The organism is Hydrogenophaga sp., from assembly GCF_030373245.1.
Lineage (GTDB): Bacteria > Pseudomonadota > Gammaproteobacteria > Burkholderiales > Burkholderiaceae_C > Hydrogenophaga.
Genome location: NZ_JAUCZF010000005.1, coordinates 374986 through 399825, shown reverse-complemented (window position 1 = coordinate 399825; position 24840 = coordinate 374986). Strand labels below are relative to the sequence as shown.

The following is a 24840-nucleotide window of genomic DNA, read 5'->3' as shown; positions in this document are numbered from 1 at the left end:
CAGCTCCAGCTCCAGCTCCAGCTCCAGCTCCAGCTCCAGCTCCAGCTCCAGCTCCGACCCCTCAAGCCGAAGCTGCGCGTTTTCTGATCCAAGCTACGTACGGCCCCAACATGGCGGAGATTCAGCGCGTGTCGAGCATGGGTCCCGCCGCCTGGATCGATCAGCAGTTCCTTACCGCCAGCATGGACACGCATTGGGACTACGTCATGGTGCGCCGCGGGCCGCCTGGTTGCACTGTTTGCGACTCTTCCTTCATCAATTCGGCGATGGAAAGTTTCTGGATGCAAGCGGTTCGTGGGCCGGATCAGCTGCGCCAGCGCACCGTGTTGGCGTTGAGCGAGATTTTTGTGGTGTCCAACATCAACAGCCAGATCGATTCCGTTGAGGGTGCGCATGCCAGTTACCTGGACATGCTTTCGCGCAACGCGTTTGGCAACTTCAGGCAATTGCTCGAGCAGGTGGCCACGCATCCGGCCATGGGTCAGTACCTGTCGCACTTCCGCAACGAGCGAGAGGACCCGGTGACTGGGAGAATTCCTGACGAGAACTTTGCACGCGAGGTCATGCAGCTGTTCACGATCGGTCTGTGGCAGCTCAATGTGGATGGCACGCGCCGGCGCGACGGCAGTGGCAACTTCATTCCGACCTACATTCAGGACGATGTTTCAGGCTTGGCTCGGGTGTTCACGGGGTGGAGCTGGGGTGGGCCAGATCGCTCGGACAGCCGGTGGAATGGCTGGATCGGGGTGAACAACTGGCGTGAGCAAATGCAGAACTACCCCAGTTACCACTCGCGCAGCGAAAAGCGGTTCCTGGGAGTGACCATACCGGCCAACACGTCTGGCGAGGAGAGCTTGCGCATCGCTCTGGATACGCTGTTCAACCATCCGAACACGGGTCCGTTCATCGGGCGTCAGCTGATCCAGCGCTTGGTAACCAGCAATCCGAGCCCGGCCTACGTTGGGCGCGTGGCAGCGGCGTTCAACAACAACGGCAGCGGTGTGCGCGGGGACATGCGTGCGGTGCTGCGCGCGGTGCTGCTGGATCCGGAGGCGAGGGATCCCAACATCGCCAACCAGGCTACCTGGGGCAAGCTTCGCGAGCCGATGGTGCGCTTCGGCAACTGGATGCGTGCCTTCGATGCCCGCACCCAGTCACAACCTCTTATGTACCGCATCTGGAATCTGGAGGACAACGTCAGAAGCTTGGGCCAGAACCCGTTGCGCGCGCCCAGTGTGTTCAACTGGTTCCGCCCGGATTACGCGCCGCCAGGCGAGGTGATGAGTCGAAACCTGGTGGCACCAGAGTTCCAGATCACGCATGAAACCACCGTCACCGGCTACGCCAACTTCATCAGCTGGGGCGTGGAGCGGGGACACGGGGACAACAACACGCTAGTCTTGGCCAACTACGCACCCGAGATTGCGCTGGCCAACAACCCGGCAGCCTTGATGGATCGATTGAATTTGCTGTTGACGGCAGGGCGCATGTCGACTTCGACGCGGCAAATCATCTTGGGCGCGGTCAACGCCGTGCCTGCGGCGGACTCAACCCGGCGTGTTCACACCGCCGTGACACTCACCATGATTTCTCCAGATTTCATCGTGCAGAAGTGAGATATCAATCATGACCTACATTCATCGCTCTCTCGCTCGCCGCGATTTCCTTCGGCAGGCAACGCGTTTGTCTGCTCTTGCTGGCACCCCTTTCGCCATGAACCTGTTGGCCGCTGGCGCTGCCAGCGCTCAGACAGTTGGGGATCACAAAGCGCTGGTCTGCATTTTTCTGGCCGGCGGTAACGATCAGTCCAATACCGTGGTTCCTCGCAGTGGCGGCGGCTACAACAGCTACCAGCAGGGGCGTCCTTCGCTGGCACTACCGGCAGCCAACTTACTGGCCATCAACCCGACGGGCTACAGTGGAGATCCACTGGGCCTGCACCCTTCGCTTTCAGCGATTCAGCCCTTGTTCAACCAGCAGCGCGTGGCCTTAATGGCCAATGTGGGAACGCTGGCGGTACCCATCACGCGAGCGCAATGGAACTCTGCCCGCCCCACGGTTCCGGTTCCTATTCAGCTTTTCTCTCACTCGGATCAGCAGGGAGCGTGGCAGACGGGTCTGCCGGACCGTTCTTCTCAGACGGGCTGGCAAGGTCGTATGGGTGACCTGCTGGCCAGCAGCTACAACCCTGGCAGCGGCGTCTCGATCGCCATGTCGGTGGCCGGAAACAACCTGATGCAGGCAGGCAGCAGCACCATTCAGTACCAACTCACCACCGATGGAGCCGTGCGGGTCGATGCGCTGAGTGGCCTTTACGGTTCGGCCGCTGGCGGGACTGCCGCCCGGCAGCTCATGACCAATGCCCGCGCCCAACTGCTGGAAAATGAACTCGTTACGATCTCAAGACGAGCCATTGACTCCGAGGCGGTGGTTCGAGGAGCCCTCAGCGGTGTGACGGCCGGCGCGACTTTTCCGCAAACGGGTCTGGGGCGCCAGCTGCAAATGGTGGCGCGTATGATCGCAGCACGAAGTGCTCTGGGCCAACGCAGGCAGATGTTCTTCGTCCAGCAAGGCGGCTACGATTTCCATGACAACTTGTTGAGCGACCAAGGCGACAAGCTACGCGAACTCGGTGATGCGATGGCCGCCTTCTATCAAGCTACTGCCACCTTGGGCGTGGCGAACCAGGTGACCACCTTCACCGCTTCCGACTTTGGGCGGGCGCAGCAGCACAATGGCAGGGGATCCGATCACGGCTGGGGGGCTCACCATTTCGTGATGGGAGGTGCTGTTCAGGGCAACCGCGTATACGGCCAGTTTCCGACGGTGGCTCTCAATGGTCCCCAAGATGCAGGCCGGGGCGCCCTCATCCCCACGACCTCGGTGGACGAATACGCAGCCACGCTTTCGCGCTGGTTTGGCGTGTCTTCGAGCAACCTGCCACTGGTGCTACCTAACATTGGGCGCTTCGCTTCGCGCGACCTCGGCTTCATGGGGCCTTTGGCTTGAACATGGGGTACCCCAGTCTCCCAGACGATTTGCTTGGCCCACCAAGTCCTGCTCAAGGTGGACTGTGCTGAGGGAGTCTGTAAGCGCGCGGCAATCCCATCTTGACCACGTAACGCGATCGTGTTTCTGGGTATGAGAGTCAGGCTGGCTGCCAGCGATGCGGCAGCAGCTCGCCGATCTGGCTGGCGCGTTGCATGGGTAGGCGTGCCATCACATCGCGCAGGTAGGCGTAGGGGTCCTGCCCGTCCATACGCGCCGACTGGATCAGACTCATCACGGCCGCTGCCCGCTGGCCCGCGCGCAGGCTGCCAGCGAAGAGTCAGTTGTTGCGGCCAATGGCAATCGGCCGGATCTGGTTCTCGATCCATTTGTTGTCCACGCGACGTCCCCCCGTATTCAGTAGCACTGGGCTTTGGAGTCCGGGGGTTAATTTAACGGGTTTTGCATCAGCCTTTGAGCATGGGCCGCCGGGGTCAGTCCGCCAAGGGACTTCTTGGAGCGCTCCTCGTTGTACTCCCGACGCCAGGTCTCGACGATCACGCGGGCATGTGCCAGGCTGGTGAACCAGTGCTCGTTCAGACATTCCTCCCGGAAGCGGCCGTTGAACGATTCGATGTAGGCGTTCTGGTTGGGCTTGCCCGGTTCGATCAGGAACAGCTGAATACCCCTGGCGTGGGCCCAGTTCAGCATGGCTCGACCGCAGAACTCTTTTCCGTTATCTGTCCTGATCGCTTTGGGTAGTCCCCTCGTGGCGGCAATTTGATCCAAGATGCGCACCACCTGGTTGCCACCCATCGCTCGCTCGGCCACGATGGCCACCGCCTCGTGAGTCGCGTCATCAATCACCGTCAGGTTCTTGATGCTGCGTCCTTCGGCCGTGCGGTCAAAGACGAAGTCCATCGACCACACCTGGTTGGCTGCCATCGGGCGCTGCAGAGGATGACGCTCAGCCAGCGGAATCTTCTTTCGCTTGCGCTTCCTGACCTGCAGCCCCGCCTGGGCATACAGGCGGTCGACGCGCTTGTGGTTGACCACCTCCCCAGCCTGGCGCAGCTTGAGGTAGATCATGCCGGCCCCATACCTCCGATGACGCTGAGCCAGGGCCATGATCTTTTCCTTGAGCGCACCGTTGCGGTCTGCGGCGGGCTCGTACCGGTAGGCGCTGGCGCTCATGCCGATGATCCGCAGTGAACGGCGTTCGCTCAGTCCGCTGCCGACCATGTGGCGCACCAGCTCGCGCCGTGCTGGTGCGCTCACCACTTTTTTCTCAAGGCTTCTTTCGTCACCTCGTTCTCAAGCATCGACTCGGCCAGCAGCCGTTTGAGGCGAGCGTTTTCAAGCTCGAGTTCCTTGAGGCGCTTGGCATCCGAGACGCTCATACCACCGAACTTGTTGCGCCAGAGGTAGTAGCTGGCTTCCGAGAAGCCGTGTCGGCGACACAGCTCGGCCACCGGCAGGCCGGTCTCGGCTTCGCGTAGGAAACCAATGATCTGTTCTTCCGTAAATCTCTTCTTCACGTCCAATCTCCTGTCTTCGGGATTGGACTCCAGAGTCAGCCGCTACTCAAATCCGGGGGGACGTCGCACGGGCAGTTGCCCATCACCCACGAACGGCGTCAACGCCTCCCCGCGCGCCAGGCTGTAGTCCAGCGCCTTTGCGCTTGCTCAGCCCTCGGGCACCTTCTGGCGTTTCAGCAGCATCGACTGGCGGGGGTCAGTCCATCGCTTGGTGGACACCATCGTTGCCGCTTAGGCCCATATCCCTTTAAGGGTGGGATGACCGCGCGCTTACGGGGGTTTAGCTGTGAGTGTTTGCGCACCGGCTTGCAGAAGCGTTCGATTTAATCAAACACGTCGTTGCTTCATGCACAGTTCGCGTTGCAAACGCACCACCTCTGTGGCAGCTTCACTGCGAAGGGGCGTATTCGGTCTGAGGCCCAACACCCCGCCACGCTCCTGGGTGACCCACCGCCTGAGCACGCTGGCTTGGATATCCAGGTCCCGCTCCATGTAAGTGACATTGGCTCCTGGCTGCATGCACAGTCTCACGCCTGAAGTCGTTCGTGAGCTCCCTCAGGCTCTTGTCATGCTAATTTCCTCAACACCTCATGTCATTCGATGTGGCCGGGAAACTGGGGGAAGCCCACATAGCGGCTATCTTTCCATCAAGCGCCCGTATAACTATCTGAATTTTGAAACCTTAAGATGTCACGCGACCAAATTGTCCTTGCGAAGAAAGGGCGCATTGTCAGGATCGCCCATAGAAGCCAGAGCATTGCTTGAGGTCTGGACGCTGTACTGCTACGGGCGTCCGCTACAAGGTATGTTCGATATCGTTTCAGACGCCATCCGTCGAATATATAGGTTCGGCCACTCTTTCGCCATGTGCTGTAGCGATCGTCTTCCTGTGCAAGTGATCGTGCCAAAATTTTCGTAGGTTTTTCTCTATCCTGGGCGATAGCATTTTCATGCGCCATGATGCTTTCATCGTGGATCCTATACTTCACCAGGGGCTTAGGAACATGTTTGATGCCATTTCGGGCGAGCGCTCGGAAGGTGAGGACATAGTCTTCGTACAGGATCAAACGATCGAGTGGTCCAAAGAATTCAAGCATGTCGCGGGAGTAAGCCGCAGCCATACCCCCAGCAATGAAGAACCTACCCCGGATAACTTGCTCCAGAGTCGGGATACTACGGTGCTCTGTTTGTGTCTTCAGCAGTTTGCCTTTATTGTCAATAAAATGCACATTCGAAAATACTAGATCGGGCTTGGGTTGTTGAGATTGATAGGCGGCAACCAATTCACTCGTTCGGTCAGGCAACGAGCAATCGTCACCTCCTTGAACAAGGATGAGCTCCCCTTGAGCGAGCGCAAATGCTGTATTTAAATTGCCGACAAGTCCGAGATTAGTTCGATTTTGATAGGCGGTGATATTTCGTTTCCCAGCATGCGTAAATAATGTTTTTTGTATGATTTCAAATGTCCTATCGGGAGAGCAGTCATCCGAAATGATTATTTCAAGAGGATCATATGTCTGAGCGAGTGCGCTTAATACGGCCTCCTCTATGTACCCTTCCTGTTTATAAGAACAAACTATTAAGCTCACCAATATTGGCTCAGGCATTTCCACCTCCGTAAAAAACAGCAAAGCCTTTTAAGCCCAATCGATCTTCACTCCCGACATGAATTCTTATTTCACGCACGCTCCTAATCCGGGCTAATTTTCTAAAATTCATGGGGCCCATCCAAGCATCAATACGACTCTTTCAAAGGAATTTTTGGCCTATTGGAGATATTGCGCATTCGTTGATGCGGAATAATTTCTATTGCTTAAGGCTGCCAGACAAGCAAGTCAATTGAGGTGGTGCTCTTGGTATAAAAGGCAACGTAAAAATCTCTAGATTGCTGGATTGAGACCTTGAAGACCCCTTCTTCTATCGAGTATTTTGACGTATTCTTTCACCAAAATCCAGTTGCATCATATTGTTAAAGAAAAGAATCAAAACTGCAGATCTTGGCATCATACGGTGAAGCGCTCTATGACAATACTGATCCCGATCGTGGTTCGATTTTGATGCTTGCCCTGGCGCGGGATGGGCACTAGAGATTCCAAATCAAGATTGGAATAAGTCAAGACTTAAACGAAAGTATAGCTGCAATGACCTTGTCCTGTTGTGCGGTGGTGAGATGAGGTCCCATAGGCAAACTCAGAACTTGGTTGGCCATGGTTTCCGCAATTGGGAAGTCACCTGGCTTATAGCCAAGATTCAAATAGGCCTGCTGCAGGTGCGGCGGAATAGGATAGTGAATCAAGGTGCCAATACCGTTTGCAGTCAAATGGGCTTGGAGTGATTCGCGCTGTGGGGAGCGCACTACGTACAGGTGCCATGCAGGTACTGCCCAGTGCGGCGTTAGTGGCAGCCTCAGTCCACAACCAGCTAGTGATTGCTGATAGCGCTGAGCAATCTTGTGGCGACGGCTATTCCATTCGTTAAGTTTGTGTAGCTTTACGCTGAGTACAGCAGCCTGTATTGGGTCGAGCCGACTGTTGTAGCCTCGAACTTCGTTAACATATTTGACACTTGAACCGTAGTTGCGCAATAATCGGAGACGTTCGGCCAATTCGGTATCGTTTGTGGTCACAGCTCCGCCATCACCTAATGCGCCAAGGTTCTTGCCAGGGTAGAAGCTCCACGCCACTGCATCACCATGCCCGCCGAGATAACGTCCATTATGGCGAGCTCCGTGAGCCTGTGCACCATCTTCAAGTACACGTAGACCATATTGGCGAGCAATTGTCAGTATGGGGGTTATGTCGGCTGGCTGACCGTATAGGTGAACAGGTAAAATGACTTTGGTGCGCTTATTGATAGCCTGTTCAATTTTAGTAGGGTCAATATTGCAAGTGGCTTCGCTCGGTTCAACCGGGATCGGTATTGCACCGCATTGGCTTACAGCCAACCAAGTGGCTATATAAGTGTTACTTGGGACGATCACTTCGTCACCAGGGCCTACTCCCATGGCTAGAAGGGTCAGGTGCAGCGCGTCAAGTCCGTTGCCAACACTAACGCAGTGCTTTATCTCGCAATAGGCTGCATACTCCTGCTCGAATCTGTCTACGACCGGTCCTAAAATATACCAGCCTGACTGCAGCACGTCAGAGACTGCTGCATCGATTTCAATCCTAAGTTCATTGTATGGGGCTTTAAGATCAAGAAACGGAATCACGGTTGTCCTCAATAAGGGTCAGGAACTCGGAATAGTCGCGGATATAGTCGGTGTGGTCGTAAAAGTGCGACGCAAAGACCAGTAGCACGGCATCGGGAGAGTATTTATACTGTATGCCCCATACCATTGGGGGTAAATGTATGCCTAAGTCTGGCTGATCGAGAAGAAACTCTTGCCTAGTATTGCCATCGTCCGCCACCACTGCGCAACTACCGCGAACGCAGATCAGGAACTGATGGCAAATCTTGTGCGCGTGCTCCCCTCTGGTTTCCCGGCTGGGAACGTCAAATACTAGGAAGTAGCGCTGTACCCGAAATGGGATGGTGCGTTCGAATTCCCCCACAGAAAGACTACCTCTGATGTCGGCTACGCTGGGCATTCTGTGAAGCGACACTCCATTCACACGTGTTGCATTGGTGCCTGGCTGTTTTGGCTTTGTCTCATCACTTAAACCGGCTACGCGCGTAGCGTCTGTATAGCCCACGATCTTGGCCGGATTACCCACAACCACTGCGTTTGGGGGTACCGAACGAGTAACAACGGCGCCCGCAGCGACCATCGAGCCTCGTCCAATAGTCACTCCGGGTAGAATCACTGCGCCGGCACCAATGGAGGCACCGTCTTCAATCACTGTGTTCAGAAATCGTTCGGGGCGCTGTCGGCTTCGGGGAAATCGGTCGTTGGTGAACGATGCGTTGGGCCCGACGAAAACATCATTGCCCAACCGCAGGCCGTCCCATAGCTGTACTCCACTTTTGATGGTAACTCGGTCGCCGATGATCACGTCGTTCTCAATGAGGCAGTGAGAGCATATGTTGCACTCACCTCCGATCACGGCCCCTGGTAACACGACAACAAACTGCCAGAATCTACTCCCGGATCCGATAGAGCTGGATTGCACATCAGCCAAGTGGTGAATGAAGTATTGAGTCATGGTTCTTATTTTTTGAGTGTAACTAAATGAAACTTCGCTGTATATGAAGTAAGGCGTACATTGACTCAGGCGAATTATTTCAGAATGGCGCGAGAGCTCTTGATTCAAACAAATGACTTGAGTTGAAGGCTGCAACTGGCTTTGCATCTATCCAATGTATTGTAAAATATTCTTTTCGAGGATAAGCGTTCAAGTCGTTTTGGGGAGGCAACTGGTGTGCTAATGTGGTAATGAGCAAACCGAGTTATTTGACGATTGCCATTCTCTAGATATCTACTGGATGCCCGAGACTCCGAAGCAAGTTGCCCATTTCCGCAGCACTGTTAAAGGCGTTGGCAAACTTTCCAACCAAGGATCGTTTCATAAAAGGGAAACCTGCCTCAAGAAGCTGCTTGGGCCAGCCAAGACAAAGATCATTTGCCTCGATCGATGTGGTGAACCAATATGAGCCGACGGTGTACTTTTCAGCGACCTTTCGAGCCATGGGGTTCTCCTGACAAAGTACAACAGACTCTTGCATGCGATATCGAAATGTTTTGGTCAGGATGCTTGAGAGGTGTTTTATGAATGCACCATCTATGCATTTGATGATGAATGCATAAGATTGAATATGGTTCTCATTCTGATTGTTGCCAGTGAACCCGGTCAAACGCCAAGGAGCTTGATCTATGAATGGAGCGACAGGACTAAACGGGCCATACACGGAATCGTTCATCACCAGAACATCGCTGCCTGATGCGTGCTCGGCCAATTCTGCAAGGCCAATTGCGTATCCGCAAAAGTCCCAGCCGCTGGACTCCTTCCACACCAGTGAGTCACATTGGGGCAATAGTTCATCGAGCACGGGGTGACCCGGTGGACAGGCGCAAACCAACATCAACTGAAGATCTTCTTGGGCGAGACGCTCAAGTGAAAAACGGTGTGCAGGTGTCAACTGTCCATCGGGCAAGAAGATGAAATACAGCACCCAGCGCCCAGGATTTGCCGGAGACTTGATGGTGAGCGATGCGGGCGCAGGCGCGCGTCTCATTTGCCCAATTAGCTTCCGAAATCGTGCGTTCCAAGTGGGTCTACTCGGGACGTAGGGCCAATAGACACAGGCTCCAGGAAAGGCGCGGACCAATTCAGTAGGCATTTTTACCCGTCAGTGCGCCCAGCGTGCGAATCAGAATGGTGAGGTCCATCCATAGCGACCAATTGTTGATGTACTCGATGTCAGCCTCGATGCGTTGCTGCATGCTGCCGATCTCGCTGGTTTCTCCGCGCAGCCCTCGTACCTGAGCCAGGCCGGTGATGCCAGGCTTGATGTTGTGTCGCGCGAAATAGGAGTCGATGCGCTGTGAATATTCCTCATCGTGCTGCACTGCATGTGGTCTTGGGCCCACCAGCGACATTTCGCCTTTGAGCACATTAAAGATTTGCGGCAATTCGTCCAAACTGGTCTTGCGCAAGAAAGCGCCTACGCGGGTGATGCGGGGGTCGTTGCGGGTGGCTTGCTGCACTATGCCGGCCTCGGGCTGGTGTACGAACATGCTGCGGAACTTCCAGATGTGGAAGATCTTTCCGCTCCAGCCCTTGCGCGCCTGGCGAAAGAATACTGGCCCCGAGCTGTCCAGTTTGATGGCGGCAGCTATCACGAGCAGCAACGGCGAGATCAGCAGCATGATCAGCGACGCCAAGACAACATCTTCGATCGCCTTGAGCAGCAGACGCGTACCCGTCAGAGGTGTTTCAGAGAGTGTCAACAGCGGTAGCCCCGCCATCTCGCGCACACTGTGATTGACGAGCAGCAGTGAGAAGATGTCGGGAACCCAGTGAACAGCCACGTGGCGATCCAGCAGTTGAAAATACATGTCCTCAATCAGATCGGATTCGCCCAAGGGAATGGCAAAGTAGATCGTGCGTACCTCTTGGCGGTCAATGATTGCCAACATCTCGTCCAGAGGGCCAATGATGTTGGGCTCTTTGAGGGTACCGAAGTCTGATGTTTCGTAGAGGGAGCCACCCAGCTTCTCAACACGACTCTGGGCGGCCGACGGCAGTTCTAGGCACCCCACCACCTTCTGGTTAAGCCAGGGATTGCCCGATATTTTGTGTTGGAGGTAGCGGGCGAGTTTGCCTGTTCCCACGATCAGCACGTTTTCAGCTGGCACCGCATGGAGCATCACACGGGTCTGCACCTCGCGGCTGAGGTACTGAAGCAGCAACTGAAGCAGATAGCCTGCCACATACAATTGCAGCAGCAGCAAGCGCGAAAAGGTGTCGGTCTGCTTGGCGGCAAAACCCACCACCAAAAGGAAACCAAAGGCCAACGACCAGGCTTTGAAGAGGGTCAATGCCTTGCGAGTGAAGCTGCTGTTGCTTCGGTAGACACCAAACTGGTCATAGGTGAATAGCATCCCCATGGCCAGCAGAAGCAAAAGCACTGAGTACTCGGCCGTCAGTTCACCAATCTGTTGACGGGTCAGCAGAAGGCCCAGTCCCATCACCGCTGTGAGATCCAGCAACGTCTGCACAGACGTGGAAATACTGCCGCGGCGTTTGAGGATGGATCGAGGGGGTCTCTTGGATGGGACCATGGCTGAAGAGTATAGGGTTACCAGGACTCTAAAAATCTCGATGAGTTAGGCAAACGCACGGCCAATCTAAGAAGTCAGGCTTTGCCTACGTGTACGGCGCACCGGTCGCCTAAAGGGGCTCAGGCGCGCGCATCGCCCCAGACGATGGTTGCGTACTCATCACCTACGTAGAGCGTTTCGCCATGTCGATCGACGCAGTACTGCGGCGACATGATGCGTTCGCTCACGGTCTGATCAGTACCGATCCGGGTGTACTCGAAAAGCACACTGCGCTCCACAAGGCAGTTGCTGCGCAGGTGGCTTCCGTGGCCGATCCAGCTGGGGCCAATGACTCGGGCGCCAGCTTCAATACAGACGCTCGAACCAATGTAGACCGGTCCTTCAATTTGCACCGTGTCCCAATCGATCGATGTGTTCAGTCCGACCCACACGCCGGGGCGGACCTGTTTGCCCGGCATGTCCATCTGGGCAATTTCGCCGCGCAGCACTCTTTGCAGCACCATCCAATAGTCGGAGAGGCGGCCAATGTCGATCCAGTTGAAGAATCGTTTTTGCGCGAAAAATGGCAGATCACGCTCAACCAGCAGAGGGAACAGCTGGCTGCCGATGTCGAACTGATGATTCGGGGGGACCAGCTCGAGCGCTGCAGGTTCGAAAATGTAGATGCCGGTGCTGGCGGCAGTGGAAAGCGCATCCTCTGGCTGCGGCTTTTCTTGGAACGAGCGAACCCGCCCTTGTTGGTCGGCCACCACGACACCATAGTTCTGCACTTGGTCGAGCGGCACATCGAGTGTGACCACGCTGGCCAGCGCTTGCTTGTGACGGTGCTCTGCCAAGGCGGCACCAATGTCCAAGTCGACGATGGCGTCGCCGCACATCACCAGCGTGGTTTCATCGAAGAAACCGCTGAAATCCTGAATTTTGCGCATGCCTCCGGCTGAGCCCATGGCACGGGGGACGATGTCGCCGTGTTCGCGAGCGCCCTCGTAGGAGTAGCCTATTTCAACGCCCCAGCGGCGACCATCACCAAAGTAGTTTTCGATTTTGTAGTGGTTGAAGGCCACGTTGACCATGATTTCGCGAATGCCATGGCGAGCGAGGTGTTCGATCAGGTATTCGAGCACCGGCTTGCCCAGGATAGGGACCATCGGTTTGGGGGTCTTTTGCGTCAGTGGACGCACTCGGGTCCCCTGGCCCGCCGCCAGGATCATGCCTTTTGCCATGTTGATTTACCTTTTTTGGGACTGTAGCTGGAGTTGGCCGCTGCGTGGGTCACCGTTTGCCTTGAAGCACCCCTGTCTTTGGGTAGCTTGTGACGACTTCCCAAACCACTTCCTGCATCATTTTCGCGACTTCGTCGCTCGGAGCGTCCGCAGCGCTTCCGTCAGCTCGCAACAGGCGGTGAGGAAGGCCAACCGGGCTGCGGTGGTACATCACGGCATAGTGCGTCAACGCCACCAGGTAGCTGCCCAAGTCATTGATGTGGATGTTATCGCGGGTTCCGTTGGCGGTCATCGCAAACAGGTCTTCCCGGGATGACAAGCCAGGCCTCCCTCCGTCCTTCTCAAGCCGTCGTACGAACCTGGCCATGACCTGCCCCGCCGGGATGACGTAGATCGGCGCGGTGGTGTCGCCATGGGCCAACGCCTTGGCCAGCAGTTCCCCTTCCCAGTGGCGCGATAGGTCGTCGTCTAAACGCTGGAGCCAGCCTTGCGGATCGTCCAGCTGGTGCCAGGTCTCGTAGAGGTAGACGCGCATCGTGGGCCGGGTGTTGTGGGCAAGGTGAGCCCAGTGCCGAAGGTAGGTCGGGCTGTCAAAGTACTTGATCGCATCCTTGATCTCGACCATCTCGGTCAGAACCAACGCATCAAAGTCACCACTCTTGATGGCTTCTGTGGCGTCCTGGTAGCGGGGATGGGCATTTTCCTGCTCAAACCCGTTGATGGGCACATCTGGTTCCCAGTGGGACTTCAGTGCGACACCCCAACCAAGCTGAGAGCGGTGATCGTGCCCCTGACCAGCAAGTTGTTCCAGCATGACCGGCATGTCCCGGCCAACCAGGCTGTGGCCGATGTGGAAGACCCGCAATGGCTTATCAGGAGGGGGTAGTGGCAGGGCGTACAGCGCCGACAGTTCAGCAGGGTCCAATGACTTCTGCCAGCCACAGGCGGCCAGGGCCAGGACCATCACATACTTCAAGGATCGTTGCAGGTACATACGATGAAACCGGAGGTAGGTTCGGAGCTGGAGGCAACGGCATGGGGCCGGGTGCGCGTCGCCTTCGCTTGCTTCACGTGAGCAAGCACGATGGGTGCCAAAACGTCCACATTTGGCGGGTCCATGATATCGCCGTGATTTCCAGGTACGCGCTGCATGGTCAAGCCCGGAACCAGCCCCCTCCATCCATAGGCTGGCGATGTGGATGGGTCGTCGCCGGCTTGCAGGAACAACATCGGCAGATTGCAGCTTGCCGCGTCGTAGGCGGCCATGGCCTGGGCATAGATCTGAACGCGACGGCTGCCAGGCTCGTGGCGCCGCGCAACCTGGGCCTTGTACACACGGTACACGTACATAAGATGCTTCAATCCCTGACGACGGATCAGCCGCAGACGCCTGCTCACGCCCGCCCGCAAGTGCTTGAGGCCTCGCCCGGGCAGCATGGAGTCAAGCATGACAACCAGCCCAATGGATTCGCCTGACCGCTGCAGCCGCTGCGCCACCTCGTAGGCCAGCGCACCACCGATCGAGTACCCGCCCAGAAAATAGGGGCCGTGAGGCTGAATGCCGCGAATCAGGGTGACGTACTCCTGCGCGAGTGCTTCGACGGACACAGCAGATGCAGCCGCTTGATCAGGCCTGTACAAAAGATCGATTTCGGTTTGCGAAAACACCCCGTACACCGGCATTTCCGGGTCAAGCCTGGATGCCAAATGGCGGTACATCTGCGCTCCTGCCAGCAGAAACAGGCCAGGACCTTGGCCATGAGGCTGAAGCACTGCCACCGGCGTATCAACGGTATTCGATGGGCGGGTCTGTGCAAGCGCAGCGGCCAGATCGGCCACCGTCGGGTGCTTGAACAAAAGGCCCAGTTCGCACGGTTGATTCAGGGCCGACTCAATGCGACTCACCACGCCGACAGCGAGTAGTGAATGTCCACCGAGATCGAAAAAATTGTCCAGAACGCCGAAGCCGTCCGTTTGCAGGGCTGCTTGCCAGACCTTCAGGATGGTCATTTCGGTGGCGTTTCGCGGCGCCAGTGGCGGCGTGCTTGAACCCGTGTGGCCCTGGTCGGGCGCTGGCAAGGCTTGTCGGTTCGTTTTGCCGTTGGGCAACACGGGCACAGTGGCCAGTTCGACGAAAATGCCGGGCACCATGTGATCGGGCAACCACTGGCGCAAATGCTCTCGCAGTTGTTCGCTCGAAGGCATCGCCCCAGCAGGCACCACATAGGCAACCAGCCTGGCTAGGCCTGGCGTGTCCTCTCGTTGCATCACCACCGCTCTGGCCACTGCCGGGTGGCGAAGCAGGCTGCTTTCGATTTCACCCAGCTCCACGCGAAACCCGCGCAGCTTGATCTGGTCGTCCAGCCGGCCACCGTGTTCCAGCGAGCCGTCGTGTCGCCAGCGCCCTCGGTCGCCGGTGCGGTAGAGGCGCGTGTTTTCCGGTACTTGGGCGCCTGGCTGGTCAATGAAGCGTTCAGCGCTCAGCTCAGGTCGATGGTGGTACCCCAGCGCCACGCCGGTGCCGCCAATCCAGATCTCGCCAGGAACGCCAATCGGGCACGGCTGGCGGTGTTCGTCGAGCACCTGGATCGAGGTGTTGTCCACTGGCCGGCCCAACGAAATGCATGGGGTGCTGTCTGCCAAAACACGCCAGCAACTCGACCACACCGTGGTTTCGGTGGGGCCATACATGTTCCAGACCTCGGCGCAGCGCTCCAGCAATTGGGCCGCCAGACTGGCCGTCAGGGGCTCGCCGCCCACCAAGGCTTTCAGTTGGGGGCGGCCAGTCCAGCCGGCGTCAATCAACAGGTGCCAGCGCGAGGGCGTGGCCTGAAGCAGGGTGACGTTTTCCTGGGCCATCATGGCAGCCAGCGCCCGGCCATCGTTGGCCTGCGCTTCGCTGGCAATCACCACCGTGCCGCCCGTGCCCAGCGGGAGCAACAGTTCCAGCACCGCAATATCGAAGCTGGGTGTGGTCACGGCCAGCAGACGATCTTCTGGCGCGATGCCCGGCGTTTGCGCCATGCTCGACAGCAGATTGACCACCGCCCGGTGGGGCACTGCGACACCCTTGGGTTGCCCTGTCGATCCAGAGGTGTAGATCACGTAGGCGGGATCCTCAGGCCTGGCATCCAGGTGAGCGTCGGCTTCGAGGGAATCGGATGATGAGGCTGAAATCCCCTGGGCTTCGGCGTCCAGCAGCAGACTCGGCGTCGATTCGCACGCCAGCGCCTGCGCCACCGACCTGTGGGTGACCATCAGCGCCAGATCGGCGTCAACGATCTGGAAACTCAGCCGCTGGACCGGGTAGTCGGGGTCGAGCGGAACATAGGCGGCTCCGGTTTTCAGGATGGCCAGCAGGGCGATGACGAGATCGTGACCGCGTGACAGGCAGAGTCCGACGCGGCTGCCGCGCGCGATCCCTCGCTGGCGCAGCACCCGGGCAAGGCGGTTCGACGCTGCGTCGAGCTCCTGATGGCTCATTCGCGCTGCACCAAAGACCAGGGCTTCTTGCTGGGGGTAGAGCCGGAAACCATTGGCAACCCACTCTGGCACGGATTGGGCAGCAGGCACCCTGGCAGCGCCCATTGACCAATCGTGCAGGCGGGCACGCTCGTCGGCGCCCATCAGGGATATGGCGGATATGCGGGTTTCGGGTACCTCCACCGCGGCGAGCAGGATGTGCTGCAAGTGCTCTCCCATGCGCTGCACGGTGTCACGGGCGAAAAGATCGGTCGCGTACTCGATCACGATGGCGTGGTCGTGAAGCAGATCGGCGACCACGCTCAGATCAAACTGGGTGGTCGCCCGGTCAAAATCGAGCCGTGACCATGTCATTCCCTCGAAGTGACAGTCGCGGGCCTGGGAGTTCACCATGTTGAACATCACGTTGAACAGCGGCTGACGGCTGGCGTCGGGACGTCCACCCAGTTCTCGCACCAGCAATTCGAATGGCATGTCCTGGTGCGCAAAAGCTTCCAGAGAGACTTCACGCACACGCGACAACACTGTCGAGAAATCCGGGTCGCCGCTCAGGTCGGTGCGGAACACCAGGGTGTTCACGAAGGAGCCAATGAGGTTTTCCGAGGCGAGGTGGTGGCGATTGGCGATCGGCACGCCAATGGCCAGGTCTGAGCTGCCCGTGTGCCGATGCAACATCACATTGAGCGCCGCAATCAGCACCATCGACAGGCTGGCACCATGGTCCGCACCGAGTCGGCGCAGTGCGGCAATCTGCTCGAGGGCCAAGGGCAGGCGTAACGCAGCTCCTCGAAAACTGGGCACCTCCGGTCGCGCAAAGTCTTCGTTCAACGCCAGAGGTTCGAGACCTTCGAGACGGCGTGACCAGTAGGCCAGTTCCTGCTCTCGCCGCTTCCCCTCGAACCATCTGCGGTGCCAGGATGCGTAGTCTGCGTACTGGATGGGAAGCGTGGGCAAATCGGCTTCGGCGCCGAGCTGGATGGCGCTGTAGTGCGCGGACAGCTCCCGACCCATTTCGGCAAACGACCATTGGTCGCTGATGATGTGATGCATCACGATCAGCAGTATGGCGTCCTGCTCGGCCAGCTGGACCAGCTGGGCGCGAATCAGCGGACACCTGTCCAGCTTGAAGGGCTGGCAGGTGACGGAAGCCAGATGGCGATTCAGCACCTCCTCAGAGACGAAGCCTGCGTCGGTCGCGAGTTTCACTTCCACGATCAGCGAGGGTGGTGGCGGCACCACTTCACCCACCACGCCCTCGGAAGACTTGACGAAACGCGTGCGCAGAATTTCATGCCGTTCAACCACACGTATAAGCGCTGTTTGCAGGGCAGCCCTGTCGAGCGGACCGCGCAGCCGGATGGAAACCGGCACGTTGTAGGCGCTGCTCTCAGGTGCCAGTTCGTTCATGAACCAAATGCGCTCCTGGGAGAAGGACAACCCGACCCGGGTGCCAGGCTCTCGAGGGCTGGAGGGCGCCGAAACTAGCGCATCTGGAGCGTCCGGCGACCCGGTCAGTTGCTGTTTTGCTGGCGCTTGCGCTACGAGCTCCGCGAGTCTGCGGACAGTGGTGCGTTCGAACAAGGCGCTGATGGGCAACTCAACACCCATCCTCTCGCGCAGGCGCGACACCAGCTGGGTGGCAAGAAGAGAGTCCCCGCCCAGGTCAAAGAAATTCGCGTCAGGGTCGATCGCCGCATGGCCCAGGACTTCGGACCACAAGCTGGACAGCATTGAGATGAGCGCAGTGTCAGCTGCTTGGTTTGGTGAGCCCGTCCAAAGCGACGCCATCTGTGATGAGCATCGCAGGGGCTCCAGCACACCTTGCAGGTAAAGTCGGCGCGCGGTATTGCGCTGCAGCTTGCCACTGGATGTCCGAGGCAAGGTACCGGGTCGCAACAGCAGGATTTCGTGCATGTCAAGCTGGTGCTCGATGGCTACCTGTCTGTGTATGCTGTCGATGAGTTTCCGGCCACCCTCTAGAGAGGGACGTCGGCTGCACTCGACCAGCATAATCACAGTTTCCTTTAGACCCTTGTCTACAGAGACAGCGATGACACCGCCGGATCTGACGTTAGGGTGCGCAGCCTCGGTGGTTTGCTCCAAATCTTGCGGGTACAGGTTGCGCCCGTTCACCACAATCAAGTCCTTGCGGCGACCCGCGACGAACAACTCGCCTCCGTGCATGAAGCCCATATCGCCCGTGCGCAAGTAGTGGGGTGCATCAGCGTCATCGCCGGCTATGGTCGCGTCAAATTGCTCGGCCGAGATCTCAGGTTGCGCCCAATACCCACTGCCCACGCTCGGACCAGCCACCCAGATCTCGCCAATGCGATCTGGCGCGCAGATTTCGGTGGTGTCGGGATTGACAATACGCAGCTGGAAACCTGGCAGTACTGGGCCGCACCCGACTAGGGTTCGGTTCCCATGTGTCGCTGGGTCCGTGACCAGCACCTCATGCCGCTCAATGGCTTGCGCGTCGAGTGTTATTTGCTGCAGTGGGTCGCCGATCGTGCGAACAGTAACCGCCAGCACTGCTTCGGCCAGGCCGTAGGAAGGCGCGAGTGAAGCATTGCTGAAGCCAAAGGGAGCAAAAGCGGTGGCGAAAGCATCCATGGTGGCGGCGCGAACCGGCTCCGCGCCACAGCTTGCCAGTTGCCAACAATCCAGTCGGGCGGCCCAACCGGGCGCGCGAGCCAGGGCTTGCACACAGGCGGCATAGGCGAAATTGGGCGCGCCACTGTGCGTCACCTCGTGCTTCTCGATAGCCTCCAACCACCTCAAAGGCTTCAAGAGGAAGTGTGTGGTGGACATCAGCAACGAGGTGCCACCCGCATAAAGCGGAAGAATCACGCCATGCACCAGTCCGTAATCGTGGAACCACGGTAGCCAGATCAGCCCCCGCTTGTTCTTGAGGTCTTTGCCACTGCTCAACGATGAGCATTGCGCCAGCACGTTTCCATGGGTGATCTCGACTCCACGCGGAGTACTGGTGGAGCCAGAGGTGTACTGTAGATAGGCAATATCTTTCTTGGCTTGACGTCCAGGCGGAGCTTCACCCAGTTCAGCCTCATGCAGTTCGCTCAACAAGGCTTGAAGAGAGCGCCACGGCACGTCAGGCATCTGGGTGCGAGCAACTTCCAAATGACTCTCATGAGTGAGGGCCAGGGTCACGCCTGCATTGGATGCTATGCTGCCCAATCGCGCCTTGCCGGCACCGCTCCGCCGGGTTTCCGGTGCAGGTGCTGGAATGGGAATCACGCCGGCCAGAATGCAGCCCCAGAACAGCTGGACCGCCTCCAAATCGTTGTTGAACGCCAGCAGTACCCGGTCACCGGGCGAAGTCCGCTCACGCAGCTTTCCAGCGATGGCCTCTGCAGCCCGGCCCAATTCGTTGTAGCTCAACGTTTGGGCAACCTCCAGATCGCCGCCTAGAAACACATAAGCCGGGCTTTCGCCAAGGGCCTCTACCTGTCCTCGAAGCAAGTCTTGAAGGCCCTGACCTTGGGAGGTCGGCGCTTGGGCGGCATGGGGGTTTCTTGGGAACATTCGCGATGCTGTTTGCGGCGCAAGGTCTGACATTTGCCTGGAGGAAGGGGCAACAAGATGCGGCAAAGTTGACGAACCTGCTGGGCGAAACACGCCAGGTCATGGGCCGAGTAGCGCGCTATCTGCTGTTGCTACCCCCGAAGGTTAAGCCGCATCACGCAGCTGCCACAAAGCAAGTACTGCGAAAGCGTGAATTTTTGGTACTGCTCAGCCTGTTGTTCGGGGTCGAACGACCGTTCAGACGAACAGTGAGAGCAGCAGTTCAAGTGGCACAGGCTCAAAGTGCGACGTCACTCGTTGACCAACTATGGATTGCTGCCGCATCATCGCGTTGTGTAGTGCCGTGAGAAGAGATTGGCTAGGTTGGACTTGTGAGCAATTCCTCGAAGCGGGCGCGTTCGCTTCTCGAAGACAGTTGGCGATGTGTCGTGTGCGCTTAAACCGCTCCGGCGGAGTTGAGACCGGTCTGCCAACGTCCCTTGGTCAAGGGATGCTGCCATCTGAAGCATGAGCTCCCTCCACAACAAGAGTCCTAAAATCCTCTCGGTCTACTGGGTACAACCAGTTGAATTTCGAAGCGACTGCGAAAAAAATGTCAATGGTGGCCGTATCGCAGATGCTTGATGCGCTGAGACCTGGCAGGCCCGCGTGACTTCAGAAATATATCTTCAAGGATCAGATGACCACACTTCCGGTGCAGGAGATTTGTCTAAAGAGCGATGGAGGCCGAATAGTTCGGTACATCGAGAATAAGCCTGTCAATCATTCAACCATACAGCGCTTGCTTTCGCTCAGCGCCGAAGCAAATCAATGGAGTAATTTTGGCCCAGTCAGTCGCCTGCTAGAGGAAAAGCTGGAAGAGGTGCTGGGGGTACCAGGTGAATTGCGAGTGATCGCGTGTAGCAATGCAACTGTCGCTTTGCATACACTTGTGGCAATGCATCAACACCTGCAAGGCAGACCTCTGCGTTGGATCAGCTCTTCCTTTGGATTTTACTCATCCATCGATGGGATACTTCAGTCAGCAGCCATCAGCGATTGTGATCAGAATGGCATGTTGGAACGGAGTTCCCTCGATCCTGAGGCCTTCGATGGAATGGTTATCACAAATATTTTTGGCAATTTCCAAGACTTGAGTCATTATCACGAATATGCGAAAAAACATCGAAAAATAGTCCTGATCGATGGAGCGATGAATTTTCAGTCGGGTGGACGAATGGCAAACGAATGCATCAGCTTGCACCACACCAAGCCCTGGGGATTTGGTGAGGGAGGGTGTGCGATTGTTGAGCGAGAACATAGCGAATTATTTCGCGATATGCTGGCTTTTGGTCACCACTCCTCAGATGCTCCAATTAATCGCCTGGCATCCAATGGAAAAATTTCTGATATAGCTTCTGCTTATCTCCTGATGCGACTTGAGGATTTGCAGAAATTTCGCAATGAGTATCAGTTTCAGTTTCGCAGAATTGCTCGTATCGGTGGTCAATTGGGCTTGTCAATTCTCAGCGGGGATGGCCCGCATCCCGGAATTCCTGCCAATGTTCCCATTCTCTTTCCTGGGCCAGTCAATCTGCCGTTGAACTCCAAGATACCTGTGCGCAAGTACTATTTTCCGTTGGCCAATACCCCGATTGCAGTTGATATATATCGGCGCATTGTCAATATCCCATGTCATTCAGAAATGGCGCGATTTTCAGACCTGGAAATTCAAGATCTTTTGATTAATCTGCTGGCGCAGTTTTCGCCGGTGCCCACTTGATGCTGTGATATGCGCATTGAAGGCATCTCGGTCGTCGTGACCTCATTCAATGGTGAAGCGTGGATTCGTGCCGCCATCGTCAGCATACTTGAGCAAGATCTCGCGTGCCCTGTCGAAGTGATAGTCATCGATGATGGATCAATAGATTCCACTGTTTCAATCATTCAGTCCCTAGACGATGCTAGGGTTCAGCTCATTCAAAATTCAACCAACTTAGGTACTGCGAAATCGCGCAATGTGGGTATTCAGCGAGCGCGGCATCAGTGGATTGCCTTCAATGATCAGGATGACGTCTGGTTGCCGCATAAACTGTCGCGCCAGTGCGAAATAATCGAAGATCACCCTGAGATTGACGGCGTAGCAGGAGGTTACGCTCGCCTAGCCAAGGATGGATTGACGCGTTGGACAGGAAGGGTCTTCAACAAGCTCTGGAGTCCGTGTCATACTCCCGCGTTGGAGGAGCCACCATATTATTTTCCAGCTCGCCATGGGACTTGCTATGTCCAGTCACTGCTTGTCTGCAGGAATGCCTTGCAACTGATTGGTGGATTTCGAGAAAATCTGCCGATAGCCTATGATCCTGATTTGATTATCCGCCTTGGCGAGGTCATCAAACTGGCAGCGCTCGAAGAGCCCGTATTTCTCTACCGCTTGAGCCATACCAGTATCACTGGGGCGGCAAACCTGAATACGCTTGAGTTCCTGAGCGGTTTTGCCTATATTTACGCGGCCCAAGAGGCGCGGGCCAGTGGTCAGCACGAGCCTGACATGAATGAGTTTATCAAAAATTATAAACCTGGTGCTAGAGAAATCGAGCAATTTAAAAAATCCCAGATTCTACGGAATATCAATACATGTTGGATCAATGATGGGCTGTTTTATGCAATGTTGACGGCATGTCAGCAGGTATTGAGGCATCCTTCATTGATTGGTATGATGGCGGTACGAATGCGATGGTGGAAAAAAGAATGATAGGTTGAATTCAATTATTCCATGAAAATCATCTATTTTACGGCTGAATTTCCCGGGCAGACCCACATCTTTTTGTGGCGTGAGTATCAAGAGCTACTTCGAATCGGGATTGACGTGCATATTGTATCCACACGGGCTCCACCCGTCGGGATGAATTCATTCAGCTGGAGTGCGCAGGCAAGGAAAGATACCGACTATCTGTACCCATTTTCTTTCAGTGATTGCTGGGGCGTAGCGGTGGCGATGCTTCGTTGCCCCAGGCGCAGGCTGAAAAAGATCTTTGGAGTGATCTTCTGCACTGGCAATTTGACTGTCCGTGACAGGATGTTATTGATTGTTCATCTGTTTCTTGCTACCAAGATGGTCAAACTGGTGGCATATGAGAATGCCACACACATTCATTGCACGACTTGTGCCGCAACTGCCAATATTGCTCTCTTCAATCATTTGCTTTCTGGGACTCCCTATAGCCTGTCTCTTTTGGGGCCAAGGTTGGAGACCTATGGGACTAATCAGGCAAATAAATGGCGTTATGCCAGCTTCAGTTTGTTTCAGTCGATTAAGCTATTGCGTGAAACACGCGAGTCTATCCCAGATTCCATCCCTGATCTTCATGCGTTTGCACCTGTGGGTGTCAATACCGAGATTGTTTGTCGCGATGTTCCGTACCAAGCATGGACCCCTAACTCTACCGTTAGACTTTATTGCTGCGGTCGACTCAACCCCGTCAAAGGACATGAATACGTTATTCAGGCCGTACGGCGACTGATTGATCGAGGGTATCAGGTGAGTCTCAAGATTGGGGGCGAGGACGCAGAGATGGGGCGGGGTTATCGAAAGGTCATCGAGTCAGAGATTGAACACAATCAACTACAGGATTGTGTGACCTTGCTGGGCGCTGTGTCAGAAGAGGAAAATATTCTGCAGTACAGTGATGCCCACGTCTATGTCATGGGAAGTCTGGACGAGGCAGCAGGTGCTGTCGCTGCCATGGAGGCCATGGCCATGGAGGTGCCCGTGGTGATGACTGACGCAGGTGCCAATAGTGAGTTGATCGACAATGGCATTGATGGGTTATTGGTGGAGGTAAAAAACGCCGATGCTTTGGCCAACGCGATTGAGCACTTGCTCAACAATCCTGAAGAGGCTGAGCGGTTGGGATGCAGTGGTCGTTCAAAGGTGCAGGAAAAATTTAATCATCACCTCAGTGCGAGAGCGATTGCTGATTTCTTGACTAAAACGCAGAAACTGAAATCGGTTCCGAATCGCTAATCATCTTGGCGGGCTTGTGCCTTACTTTGATCTGACTGGAATTTGAAATTGTTAAAGTGATTGATTCTCTGACATTTACGTACATTGATTTCCGCAGCCTGTGCTAAGACAATTTTTGGCCTTTATTGCCGTACAGGCGACGTCCCCCCGTATTCAGTAGCACTGGGCTTTGGAGTCCGGGGGTTAATTTAACGGGTTTTGCATCAGCCTTTGAGCATGGGCCGCCGGGGTCAGTCCGCCAAGGGACTTCTTGGAGCGCTCCTCGTTGTACTCCCGACGCCAGGTCTCGACGATCACGCGGGCATGTGCCAGGCTGGTGAACCAGTGCTCGTTCAGACATTCCTCCCGGAAGCGGCCGTTGAACGATTCGATGTAGGCGTTCTGGTTGGGCTTGCCCGGTTCGATCAGGAACAGCTGAATACCCCTGGCGTGGGCCCAGTTCAGCATGGCTCGACCGCAGAACTCTTTTCCGTTATCTGTCCTGATCGCTTTGGGTAGTCCCCTCGTGGCGGCAATTTGATCCAAGATGCGCACCACCTGGTTGCCACCCATCGCTCGCTCGGCCACGATGGCCACCGCCTCGTGAGTCGCGTCATCAATCACCGTCAGGTTCTTGATGCTGCGTCCTTCGGCCGTGCGGTCAAAGACGAAGTCCATCGACCACACCTGGTTGGCTGCCATCGGGCGCTGCAGAGGATGACGCTCAGCCAGCGGAATCTTCTTTCGCTTGCGCTTCCTGACCTGCAGCCCCGCCTGGGCATACAGGCGGTCGACGCGCTTGTGGTTGACCACCTCCCCAGCCTGGCGCAGCTTGAGGTAGATCATGCCGGCCCCATACCTCCGATGACGCTGAGCCAGGGCCATGATCTTTTCCTTGAGCGCACCGTTGCGGTCTGCGGCGGGCTCGTACCGGTAGGCGCTGGCGCTCATGCCGATGATCCGCAGTGAACGGCGTTCGCTCAGTCCGCTGCCGACCATGTGGCGCACCAGCTCGCGCCGTGCTGGTGCGCTCACCACTTTTTTCTCAAGGCTTCTTTCGTCACCTCGTTCTCAAGCATCGACTCGGCCAGCAGCCGTTTGAGGCGAGCGTTTTCAAGCTCGAGTTCCTTGAGGCGCTTGGCATCCGAGACGCTCATACCACCGAACTTGTTGCGCCAGAGGTAGTAGCTGGCTTCCGAGAAGCCGTGTCGGCGACACAGCTCGGCCACCGGCAGGCCGGTCTCGGCTTCGCGTAGGAAACCAATGATCTGTTCTTCCGTAAATCTCTTCTTCACGTCCAATCTCCTGTCTTCGGGATTGGACTCCAGAGTCAGCCGCTACTCAAATCCGGGG

Annotated in this window: 16 protein-coding genes and 1 pseudogene; 5 read left to right on the top strand and 12 right to left on the bottom strand. The window is 56.5% G+C overall.

The features are described from left to right. Positions 1-83: 83 nt before the first annotated feature. Together QUV25_RS13965 and QUV25_RS13960 are read left to right on the top strand one after the other, a co-directional pair. Positions 84-1616, top strand: a complete 1533-nt coding sequence (locus tag QUV25_RS13965; protein ID WP_300864846.1) for a DUF1800 domain-containing protein — start codon at positions 84-86, stop codon at positions 1614-1616. A 106-nt stretch (positions 1617-1722) separates the two neighbouring features. Then, complete coding sequence (locus QUV25_RS13960) at positions 1723-3009, top strand: DUF1501 domain-containing protein (protein WP_300864817.1); 1287 nt, start codon at positions 1723-1725, stop codon at positions 3007-3009. Positions 3010-3148: 139 nt separating this feature from the next. Here QUV25_RS13960 and QUV25_RS13955 read toward each other — a convergent pair. The 11 genes and pseudogenes from QUV25_RS13955 to QUV25_RS13910 form a co-directional block, all read right to left on the bottom strand. Further along, positions 3149-3388 (bottom strand): annotated as a pseudogene (locus QUV25_RS13955) (transposase domain-containing protein); the annotation flags it as partial. A 47-nt stretch (positions 3389-3435) separates the two neighbouring features. Further along, positions 3436-4526 (bottom strand): IS3 family transposase gene (locus tag QUV25_RS13950; protein ID WP_300864801.1). Its coding sequence is split into 2 segments (ribosomal slippage): positions 3436-4268 and positions 4268-4526, totalling 1092 coding nucleotides; the frame shifts between segments, so codons are not numbered across the junction. Positions 4527-4853: 327 nt separating this feature from the next. Then, positions 4854-5045, bottom strand: coding sequence for a hypothetical protein (locus QUV25_RS18275; RefSeq protein ID WP_366945678.1), 192 nt, complete (start codon positions 5043-5045; stop codon positions 4854-4856). Between the two features lie 128 nt (positions 5046-5173). After that, positions 5174-6133: a glycosyltransferase gene (locus tag QUV25_RS13945; RefSeq protein ID WP_300864816.1), complete on the bottom strand. Its 960-nt coding sequence runs from the start codon at positions 6131-6133 to the stop codon at positions 5174-5176. 506 nt (positions 6134-6639) lie between these two features. After that, positions 6640-7737, bottom strand: a complete 1098-nt coding sequence (locus tag QUV25_RS13940; RefSeq protein ID WP_300864814.1) for a DegT/DnrJ/EryC1/StrS aminotransferase family protein — start codon at positions 7735-7737, stop codon at positions 6640-6642. Continuing rightward, positions 7721-8818, bottom strand: a complete 1098-nt coding sequence (locus QUV25_RS13935) for a WxcM-like domain-containing protein (RefSeq protein ID WP_366945677.1) — start codon at positions 8816-8818, stop codon at positions 7721-7723. The genes QUV25_RS13940 and QUV25_RS13935 overlap by 17 nt, the downstream gene beginning before the upstream one ends. Positions 8819-8936: 118 nt before the next feature. Then, positions 8937-9701: a hypothetical protein gene (locus tag QUV25_RS13930; protein WP_300864813.1), complete on the bottom strand. Its 765-nt coding sequence runs from the start codon at positions 9699-9701 to the stop codon at positions 8937-8939. A 94-nt stretch (positions 9702-9795) separates the two neighbouring features. Continuing rightward, the gene (locus QUV25_RS13925; RefSeq protein WP_300864811.1) at positions 9796-11250 is read right to left on the bottom strand and encodes an undecaprenyl-phosphate glucose phosphotransferase; all 1455 of its coding nucleotides are present in this window, start codon (positions 11248-11250) and stop codon (positions 9796-9798) included. Positions 11251-11369: 119 nt separating this feature from the next. Then, the gene (locus QUV25_RS13920) at positions 11370-12461 is read right to left on the bottom strand and encodes an NDP-sugar synthase (RefSeq protein ID WP_300864842.1); all 1092 of its coding nucleotides are present in this window, start codon (positions 12459-12461) and stop codon (positions 11370-11372) included. Between the two features lie 61 nt (positions 12462-12522). Next, on the bottom strand, positions 12523-13449 hold the full coding sequence (locus QUV25_RS13915) for a hypothetical protein (RefSeq protein WP_300864809.1): 927 nt from the start codon (positions 13447-13449) through the stop codon (positions 12523-12525). Further along, positions 13446-19502 (bottom strand): amino acid adenylation domain-containing protein, encoded by a 6057-nt coding sequence (locus QUV25_RS13910; RefSeq protein WP_366945676.1) that lies wholly within the window; start codon positions 19500-19502, stop codon positions 13446-13448. The genes QUV25_RS13915 and QUV25_RS13910 overlap by 4 nt, the downstream gene beginning before the upstream one ends. A 679-nt stretch (positions 19503-20181) precedes the next feature. On the opposite strand from QUV25_RS13910, the gene QUV25_RS13905 reads away from it, so the two are divergent. From QUV25_RS13905 to epsE, 3 genes are read left to right on the top strand one after another with little or no spacing between them, the layout of a single operon-like run. After that, positions 20182-21264 carry a DegT/DnrJ/EryC1/StrS family aminotransferase gene (locus tag QUV25_RS13905; RefSeq protein ID WP_300864807.1) on the top strand — a complete coding sequence of 361 codons (1083 nt, stop codon included), beginning with the start codon at positions 20182-20184 and terminating at the stop codon, positions 21262-21264. Positions 21265-21273: 9 nt separating this feature from the next. Beyond that, positions 21274-22236 (top strand): glycosyltransferase, encoded by a 963-nt coding sequence (locus QUV25_RS13900; protein ID WP_300864805.1) that lies wholly within the window; start codon positions 21274-21276, stop codon positions 22234-22236. A gap of 21 nt (positions 22237-22257) precedes the next feature. Beyond that, the gene (gene epsE / locus QUV25_RS13895) at positions 22258-23508 is read left to right on the top strand and encodes an exopolysaccharide biosynthesis GT4 family glycosyltransferase EpsE (RefSeq protein WP_300864803.1); all 1251 of its coding nucleotides are present in this window, start codon (positions 22258-22260) and stop codon (positions 23506-23508) included. Positions 23509-23691: 183 nt separating this feature from the next. Here the strand turns inward: epsE and QUV25_RS13890 are convergent. Then, a protein-coding gene (locus QUV25_RS13890) for an IS3 family transposase (RefSeq protein WP_300864801.1) occupies positions 23692-24782 on the bottom strand; the annotation gives its coding sequence in 2 pieces (ribosomal slippage) (positions 23692-24524 and positions 24524-24782; 1092 coding nt in all). Positions 24783-24840: the final 58 nt, after the last annotated feature.

Coding starts and splice junctions, on each gene's coding strand:
- QUV25_RS13905 (WP_300864807.1), top strand. CDS start 20,182: ATGACCACACTTCCGGTGCAGGAGATTTGTCTAAAGAGCGATGGAGGC.
- QUV25_RS13935 (WP_366945677.1), bottom strand. CDS start 8,818: ATGCAAAGCCAGTTGCAGCCTTCAACTCAAGTCATTTGTTTGAATCAA.
- epsE (WP_300864803.1), top strand. CDS start 22,258: ATGAAAATCATCTATTTTACGGCTGAATTTCCCGGGCAGACCCACATC.
- QUV25_RS13900 (WP_300864805.1), top strand. CDS start 21,274: ATGCGCATTGAAGGCATCTCGGTCGTCGTGACCTCATTCAATGGTGAA.
- QUV25_RS13945 (WP_300864816.1), bottom strand. CDS start 6,133: ATGCCTGAGCCAATATTGGTGAGCTTAATAGTTTGTTCTTATAAACAG.
- QUV25_RS13930 (WP_300864813.1), bottom strand. CDS start 9,701: ATGAGACGCGCGCCTGCGCCCGCATCGCTCACCATCAAGTCTCCGGCA.
- QUV25_RS13920 (WP_300864842.1), bottom strand. CDS start 12,461: ATGATCCTGGCGGCGGGCCAGGGGACCCGAGTGCGTCCACTGACGCAA.
- QUV25_RS13925 (WP_300864811.1), bottom strand. CDS start 11,250: ATGGTCCCATCCAAGAGACCCCCTCGATCCATCCTCAAACGCCGCGGC.
- QUV25_RS18275 (WP_366945678.1), bottom strand. CDS start 5,045: ATGCAGCCAGGAGCCAATGTCACTTACATGGAGCGGGACCTGGATATC.
- QUV25_RS13910 (WP_366945676.1), bottom strand. CDS start 19,502: ATGTTCCCAAGAAACCCCCATGCCGCCCAAGCGCCGACCTCCCAAGGT.